The following is a 7788-nucleotide window of genomic DNA, read 5'->3' as shown; positions in this document are numbered from 1 at the left end:
CAAAGAAGGAGCACACCCAGGACGCTCTGATACATCGGGGCGTTCCGAGCGTGATGACGCAGCTGCCGGCCGGGCAGGCGAGACGGGGTGGGTTCAGCCGAAGCGCAGCGCGCCGTCGTCGATCTCTCCGCGGCGGATCGTCTGGACGTCGCGGAGGTAGTTCTGCCGGAGTCGCCACGGCTCGCGGTGGCCCTGCTTGGGCAGCGAGTCGAGGGAGCGCAGCACGTAGCCCGGGGTGAAGTCGAGGAACGGTCGCTCCTGCACGTCGGGCCCGGGCACGGGTACGACGGACCGGTGGCCGTGCTCGTCGAGGTGGGTGAGCAGCCGGCAGACGTACTCCGCGACGAGGTCGGCCTTCAACGTCCACGAGGCGTTGGTGTAGCCGATGGTGAAGGCGAAGTTGGGCAGCCCGCTGAGCATCAGCGCCTTGTAGGCGATCTGCTCGCGGAGGTCTGGTTTCACGCCGTCGACGGTGAGCTCGATGCCTCCGAACAGCATCAGGTTGAGCCCGGTGGCCGTCACGATCACATCGGCATCGAGCTCGCGCCCGGAGACCAGCCGCAGCCCGGTCTCGGTGAAGGTGTCGATGGTGTCGGTGACGATCTCCGCGGTGCCGCTCTCGAGCGCCCGGAAGAGGTTGCCGTCCGGCACCAGGCACAGCCGCTGGTCCCACGGGTCGTAGCGCGGGTTGAAGTGGGTGTCGACGTCGTACCCGACCGGCAACAGCCTCGTGTTCTGCTTGCGGATCACGCCGCGCATGAATCGCGGGCGCCGCTGGCTGAGCTGGTAGACGAGGGTCGCGATCGCGACGTTCTTCCAGCGGGTCACCGCGTACGCCGCCTTCTCCGGCAGCAGCCGCCGCAGCAGCCGGGCGAGGCCGTCGACCGCCGGCAGCGACAGGACGTAGGTGGGCGAGCGCTGGAGCATCGTCACGTGGCCGACGCCCGACTCCGCCATCGCCGGCACCAGCGTCACCGCGGTCGCACCGCTGCCGATCACGACGACGCGCCTGCCGCGGTAGTCGAGGTCCTCCGGCCACGTCTGGGGATGCACGAGCCGGCCCTGGTACCGCTCGACGCCCGGCAGCTCGGGCGTGTAGCCCTGGTCGTAGTCGTAGTAGCCGCTGCACGACCACAGGAAGGCGGTGGTGAGCCGGCGCGGCCCGTCCGGCGTCTCCACCTCCACGCTCCACCGCGCGGTCGCGGAGTCCCAGTCGGCCCTGGTCACCCGGTGGGAGTAGCGGATGTGCGACTCCACGTCGTACTCCCGCGCGGTCTCGCGGACGTAGTCGAGGATCGCCGGGCCGTCCGCGAGGGCGGTGTCGGCCCGCCACGGCTTGAACCGGTAGCCGAGGGTGTACATGTCGGAGTCCGAGCGGATGCCGGGGTAACGGAACAGGTCCCAGGTCCCGCCGCTGGCCGCGCGGCGCTCGAGCACCAGGTAGCTCCGGGCGGGGTGCTCGCGCGTGAGCTGCGCCGCGGCGCCGACTCCCGAGAGACCGGCGCCGATGATGAGGACGTCGACGTGCTCGGTCATGCGGAGCGGGTGGCTGGTCGGGTGATCATGGGCGGGCGTACCTCTCGACGAAGGACTTCAACAGCCGGGGCGGTTCGACGACGACGCTGCGGCGCGCCATGTCCTTGAGGCTCTGGGCCTGCGGCGGGTCGAAGTAGCCGTGGTTCTTGTAGACCTCGATCCGCAGGCACAGTGCCTCGATGTCGAGCTCGGGGTGGAACTGCGTGGCGTAGACGTTGGCTCCCAGCCGGAACGCCTGGACCGGGCAGGTCGCCGACGACGCCAGCCGTACGGCGCCTTCGGGCAGCCGGGTGACTGCCTCCTTGTGTCCGAGGAACACGTCGAAGGTGTCGGGGAGGCCGTCGAACAGCGGGTCCGCCCGACCCTCCCCGGTCAGGGACACCGAGGTGGCGCCGATCGGCTCGCCGTGGGTGCGGTCCACGAGACCCCCTCGGAGGCTGCCCAGGATGCCGATGCCGTAGCAGGCCCCGAAGAACGGGAAGTCGGCCGCGACCACCCGCTCGGCCAGGTCGTGGAGGTCGCGCTCGGCCCGCCGCTGCTCCGGTGACTTGTCCACCTCGGGGTCGCTCGTGTTGAAGGGACCGCCGCCGAGGATGATCCCCGACCAGTCGTCGAGGTCCACCTGCCCGAGCGGCTCCCGCTCGAGGCGCCGGCGTTCGACGTCGCCCTCGGGCAGGCCCGTGCAGCGCACGACCGAGGCGTACTCGTTGTCGGCGGCGTCGTCCTCGGGGCGGGTGCCGAGGAAGAGGAAGGGCCTCATGCTCTGCTCACCATCTCGGCTCACCCCTGGACCGCTGCGCCGCTCTCGACCAGGGCGGCCACGTCCTTGACCCCCCACGCCTCCAGCGCCTCGACGGTGGCGGCGCCGGCCGCGGTCGGTGGCGTCCCGAGCGTGGCCTCCGTGCGCGAGAACCGCGGCGCCGGCGCGGGCTGCACGATGCCCTCGTGCTCGACCAGGCAGCCGCGGGCCACGATGTGCGGGTCGCGGGCCGCCTCGGAGAGGGTCAGCACCGGCGCCACACAGGCATCGGTGCCGTCGAAGATGCCGGCCCACTCGGTCATCGTCTTCTGCCGGAAGGTGCGCGCGATCAGCTCGCGCAGCTCCTCGAGGCGGTCGAGGTCGTAGCGGTCCGGCGCCTCGTCCTTGATGCCGAGCAGGGTCACGAACTCCTCGTAGAACCGGGGCTCCAGCGCCCCGACGGTCATGTGGCGGCCGTCGGCGGTCTCGTAGAGGTCGTAGAACGGCGCCCCGCCGTCGAGGAGGTTGGCGGCCCGCCGCTCCTGGAGCGTGCCGCCGGCCAGCATCGCCGAGGCCATCGTGTTCAGGTGGGTGGTGCCGTCGACGATCGCCGCGTCGACGACCTGGCCCTGCCCGCTGACCCTGGCCTCCATCAGCGCGGCCAGCACGCCGATCACGAGGTACGTCGACCCGCCGCCGAAGTCACCGACCAGGTTGCTGGGGAAGTGCGGCCGTGCGGGGTCCTGGCCGAGTCCGTGGAGTGCGCCGGTGATCGCGATGTAGTTCATGTCGTGACCGGCCGCGTGGGCCAGCGGCCCGGTCTGTCCCCAGCCGGTCATCCGGCCGTAGACGAGCCTCGGGTTGCGGGCGAGGCACTCGTCGGGGCCGAGGCCGAGGCGCTCGGTGGCTCCCGGCCTCATCCCCTCGACGAGGATGTCGGCGGTCTCGACGAGCTGGAGGACCGCCTCGACCGCGGCGGGCTGCTTCAGGTCGAGGGCGACGCTGGGGCGACCACGGGTGAGCAGGTCGGTCTCGCGGCTGCCGCCGGCGGTCGCCGCGCCGCCCGGCCGCTCGACGCGGATCACGTCAGCCCCGAGGTCGGCGAGGATGGTGCAGGCGTGCGGTCCCGGTCCGATGCCCGCGAGCTCGACGACCCTGACCCCACGCAGCGGGCCAGTCCCCTGACCGAGTTCGACGCCCATGCCTCCGCATCATGACAGGTCCACTGTCACGGTAGGAGGTGCTGTCTCAGTGGTGGCCGGCCGCCGCGTCGTGCATGTGCAGCTCGTGGACGACGGCGTGGCCACGGCCCCGGCCGATCATCCACTTGTTGACCGGCACGGTGAGCACGAACGCCACCGCGAGCGCCGCCGCCAGGGCTCCCCAGAAGAAGAGGTCGCCCAGGCCTGCCTCCATTGCGCCCGGGACCGCCAGCAGGAAGGCGTTGTCGACGATCTCCATCACCAGGATCGACAACGAGTCGGCGGCCAGCGCCGTGCGCACCGCCGTACCGACGTCGAGGCCCGCCCGCCGGACCCCCACGAAGGTGAGCAGGTAGCCGAAGAAGAACGCGAGGGCGACGGCCAGCGCGATGCTCGCGGCATCGCCCCACCCCCACCAGGTGGCCAGGGCCATGCCGAGGACCTCGCCGATGGCACAGCCGGTGAGGCAGTGAAGCGTGGCAGAGACTGCGGTGCGCCAGGTGTTCATGGGCCCGAACTTATACCCCCTAGGGGTATGTGTCAAGGTCGTGCGACGCCTCCGTCGACGTCGACTCGTTAGGTTCGGACGGTGATCAAGGACCTGACCGACGACGAGGCCCGGCGCGCGATCGTCCTCAAGTGGGGCAGCGTCGAGCCGGACGTGCTGCCCGCCTGGGTGGCCGAGATGGACTACGCCCTGGCGCCGCCAGTCCGCGAGGCGTTGCTCGACGCCGTCAACACCGGGGTGACCGGCTATCCGGTCTTCGGGCCCGGCGGCCGGCTCGGTGAGGCGTACGCCGGCTTCGCCGCGCGACACTTCGGCCAGCGGCTCGACCCCACCGATGTGCTCGGAACGGTCGACGTCACCGCCGGGGTCCGGGTGGCCCTGGACGTGCTCAGCGACCCCGGTCCGATGGTGCTGCCGCTCCCGGCCTACCACCCGCAGCTCGACGTCGCCCAGATCACCGGACGCGAACGGTGGGACCTGCCGGTGGACCCGGACGCGCCGACCGCGATGTTCGACCTCGACCACCTCGACCGGCTCTTCGCCGACGGCGCGCGGACCCTGCTGCTGACCCAGCCGCACAACCCGTGCGGCCACGTCTACACCCGCGAGGAGCTCGAGGGCATCCGCGACGTCGTGGTGCGGCACGGGGCCCGGGTGATCAGCGACGAGATCCACGCACCGCTGGTGCTGCCCGGGGCCCAGCACGTCCCCTACCTGTCCCTGGAAGGCACCGCCGACCACGCGGTCGCGGTCGTGGCGTCGTCGAAGGCGTTCAACACCGCCGGGCTGCGGTGCGCGCAGATCGTCACCACCGACGCCGCCACCCGCCGGCAGCTGGTCGAGATCCCCATGGCCCGCAACGACTCGTGGTCCTCGCTCGGCGCCGTCGCGGCGATCGCTGCCTACGAGGACGGCGACGCGTGGCTCGCGGCACTGGTCGAGCGGCTCGACCAGCTCCGCTCGCTGCTCGGCCGGCTGCTCGCCGGGCACCTCCCCGACGCCCGGATGCGTCACCTCGAGGCGACGTACCTGCCGTGGCTGGACCTGCGCGCCTACGGCCACCGCGACCCGGCCGAGGTGGGGCTGCAGCGGGAGCGGGTGCTGCTCTCGCCGGGCCACGCCTACCACCCGGGACTCGACGGGCACGCCCGCCTGAACATGGCCACCTCACCCGAGCGGCTCACCGAGATCCTCCGCCGTCTCGGCGCGGCGCTGTCGCTGTAACCGGCCGTCTGCCCGTGTTCCGGGCCGCTGCAACGGGCGGGCAGCAGGCGTACCGGCGTGCTACCAGTTGGCGGCCGGCCCGTTGTTGGGCGCCGGCTCCGCGGGCTGGGCGGCGATCGCGTCGGCGTACCACCGGAAGGACTTCTTCGGAGTACGCCGGAGCGTCTCGTAGTCGACGTGCACCAGCCCGAACCGCTGGGAGAGGCCCTCGGCCCACTCGAAGTTGTCCATCAGCGACCACGTGTAGTAGCCGCGGACGTCGACCCCGCGCTGGATCGCGGTGGCCACGGCCCGCAGATGGGCGTCGAGGTAGTCGATCCGGCGCTGGTCGTCGACCACGCCGTCGGCGTCCGGCTCATCGGAGTAGGCGCACCCGGACTCGGTGATGACGATCGGCGGCAGTGCGGCGCGGTAACGGGCGCGGAACATGATCAGCCACTCGCGCAGCGCGTCCGGCACGACCGGCCAGCCCATGTCGGTGAGCGGGTAGCCGAGCGGCTCGAGCAGCTCGAACGGCATGGGGGCCTCGTCCGGCGCAGCCGCGACCTTGACCGGTTTGTAGTAGTTGACGCCGTAGAAGTCGAGCGGCTGGCGGATCGTCGCCAGGTCACCCGGGAGCACCAGGTCGTCCATCATGAACGCGAAGTCGCCGGGGTAGCGGCCCAGGAGCATCGGCTCGATGAACATGCCGTTCCACATGGTGTCGAAGAGCTTCGACGCGCCGACATCGGCGTCGTCGTCGCTGGCCGGCCAGATCGGGGCGTGGTGGTTGGCGCAGCCGATGCTCCGGGCACCCGCCGAGCGCAGGGCGATCGCGGCGCGACCGTGCCCGAGGAGCAGGTGGTGGGCCACGTGCAGCGAGTCGAAGAGCAGCTGCTTCCCGGGTGCGTGCTCGCCGATGCCGTAGCCGTACCTCGTCACCACGTTGGGCTCGTTGACCGGGATCCAGTGCTCGACACGGTCGTGGAACGCCTCGCCCACGATGGCGGCGTACTCGGCGAACCGGTCGATGGTCTCGCGGTTCAGCCAGCCGCCGTCGTCCTCGAGCGCCTGCGGCAGGTCCCAGTGGTAGAGGGTGACCATCGGCTCCACACCCGCCTCCAGGAGCGCGTCGATCAGCCGGTCGTAGAAGGCGAGGCCCTTGGCGTTGGCCGGCCCCGATCCGGTCGGCTGGATCCGCGGCCAGGCGATCGAGAAGCGGTAGCCCGGGGCGCCGAGCTCCTTCAGCAGCGCGACGTCCTCCTCCCACCGGTGGTAGTGGTCGCAGGCCACGGCGCCGCTGGTGCCGTCGGCGATGTGTCCGGGCTGGGCGGCGAAGGTGTCCCAGATGCTCGGGCCGCGGCCGTCCTCGGCGACCGCACCCTCGATCTGGTACGACGCGGTGCTGGTACCGAACCGAAAGCCCGGGGGGAGTTGGGGAAACACGGTTTCATTGTCTCCATGTCCGTCGAGGTCCGCAGGGGAAGTGTCAGGTTCGCGACCCGGGGCGAGGGCCGGATCACACGCCACTCCTTCTCGTTCGGCGACCACTACGACCCCGACAACGTCGGATTCGGCCCGATGGTCTGCCACGACGACCACCTCCTGCGCGGCGGTGCCGGTTATCCCGACCACCCGCACCGGGACCTGGAGATCGTCACCTGGGTCCTCTCCGGAGCGCTGGTGCACACCGCCTCCGTGGGTCCGCCGACCACCGTGGGGACCGGTCGGGTCCAGGTGCTCTCGGCCGGCACCGGTGTCTCGCACAGCGAGATCGCGGAGACCGGTTCGGGCCCGACGCGGTTCGTCCAGACGTGGGTCCGGCCGGATGAGTCCGGCGTCGCGCCGTCGTACAACACGGCGACGATCGGGGACGCGCTGGCCTCCGGGGAGCTGGTGCCGGTGGTGTCCGGACGCCACCGGTCCGCGGCCGCCCGGATCGGTACGGCGTCCGCGACCCTCTACGCGGCGCTGCTCGGCGCCGGCGACACGGTCGTGCTGCCCGAGGACCCGCTGCAGCACGTCTTCGTGGCCACCGGTTCGCTCGCCCGGTCGAGCCTGGCCGAGCCGCTCTCCGCCGGCGACGCCTTCCGGATCACCGACCGGCCGGGACTGACCCTGACCGCGGCCTCACCGACCGAGCTCCTGGTCTGGTCGTTCGGCTGACCCCCGTTTGGCCGAGTCGGCGCAGCTGCCGGGCTCGAGCGGCCCGAGTCGGCGCCAATGCTGACGGCATCCCGGCATTCACGCCGACTCGGCAGTCAGGAGTGCGGCAGTTGCGCCGAGTCGGCGAGGATCGAGAGCACCCCGGGGTGGATCTCCACGACCGCCGGCTCCTCGTCGAGGCCGGGGAGGGCGCCGAGCGGTTCGCCGTCACCCCCGAGCGGGATCGGGAGACGGGCGTCGCCACGCACCTCGACCCGCTTGCCCCGGAGCACCGACACCTCCGGCCGGTCCACGTGCGTGCCGTCGTAGACGGTGGGGAGCGCGCGCAGCAGCTCGAGACGCGACGCGGCCTCGATGACCACCACGTCGAGCGCTCCGTCGTCGATCAGCGCCTCCGGCGCGATCTTCATGCCCTTGCCGTAGTAGGCGGAGTT

7 protein-coding genes and 1 pseudogene are annotated in these 7788 nt (G+C 71.6%); 2 read left to right on the top strand and 6 right to left on the bottom strand.

Annotated features, from left to right (window positions below):
• Positions 1-93: 93 nt before the first annotated feature.
• From VFN12_RS17440 to VFN12_RS17425, 4 genes are read right to left on the bottom strand one after another with little or no spacing between them, the layout of a single operon-like run.
• Complete coding sequence (locus VFN12_RS17440) at positions 94-1536, bottom strand: NAD(P)/FAD-dependent oxidoreductase (protein WP_325120071.1); 1443 nt, start codon at positions 1534-1536, stop codon at positions 94-96.
• A gap of 25 nt (positions 1537-1561) precedes the next feature.
• Positions 1562-2296 carry a glutamine amidotransferase gene (locus VFN12_RS17435; protein WP_325120069.1) on the bottom strand — a complete coding sequence of 245 codons (735 nt, stop codon included), beginning with the start codon at positions 2294-2296 and terminating at the stop codon, positions 1562-1564.
• A 20-nt stretch (positions 2297-2316) separates the two neighbouring features.
• Positions 2317-3477 carry a CaiB/BaiF CoA-transferase family protein gene (locus VFN12_RS17430; protein WP_325120068.1) on the bottom strand — a complete coding sequence of 387 codons (1161 nt, stop codon included), beginning with the start codon at positions 3475-3477 and terminating at the stop codon, positions 2317-2319.
• A 46-nt stretch (positions 3478-3523) separates the two neighbouring features.
• A complete protein-coding gene (locus VFN12_RS17425) occupies positions 3524-3985 on the bottom strand; it encodes a DUF4396 domain-containing protein (RefSeq protein ID WP_325120067.1) in 462 nt (153 codons plus the stop codon).
• A gap of 81 nt (positions 3986-4066) precedes the next feature.
• Between VFN12_RS17425 and VFN12_RS17420 the strand changes: the two genes are divergently transcribed.
• A complete protein-coding gene (locus tag VFN12_RS17420; protein ID WP_325120065.1) occupies positions 4067-5209 on the top strand; it encodes a MalY/PatB family protein in 1143 nt (380 codons plus the stop codon).
• Between the two features lie 60 nt (positions 5210-5269).
• On the opposite strand, the gene VFN12_RS17415 is transcribed toward VFN12_RS17420, so the two are convergent.
• On the bottom strand, positions 5270-6634 hold the full coding sequence (locus VFN12_RS17415; RefSeq protein ID WP_325120064.1) for a GH1 family beta-glucosidase: 1365 nt from the start codon (positions 6632-6634) through the stop codon (positions 5270-5272).
• 15 nt (positions 6635-6649) lie between these two features.
• Between VFN12_RS17415 and VFN12_RS17410 the strand changes: the two genes are divergently transcribed.
• Positions 6650-7354 carry a pirin family protein gene (locus VFN12_RS17410; RefSeq protein WP_325120062.1) on the top strand — a complete coding sequence of 235 codons (705 nt, stop codon included), beginning with the start codon at positions 6650-6652 and terminating at the stop codon, positions 7352-7354.
• Between the two features lie 95 nt (positions 7355-7449).
• Here the strand turns inward: VFN12_RS17410 and VFN12_RS17405 are convergent.
• Positions 7450-7788 (bottom strand): annotated as a pseudogene (locus VFN12_RS17405) (diacylglycerol kinase family lipid kinase); the annotation flags it as partial.

It is taken from the genome of Nocardioides sp. (genome assembly GCF_035703625.1).
Taxonomy (GTDB): Bacteria; Actinomycetota; Actinomycetes; order Propionibacteriales; family Nocardioidaceae; genus Nocardioides.
Note: the sequence above shows the minus strand (reverse complement) of the source record. Positions and strands in the feature narration are given on the sequence as shown.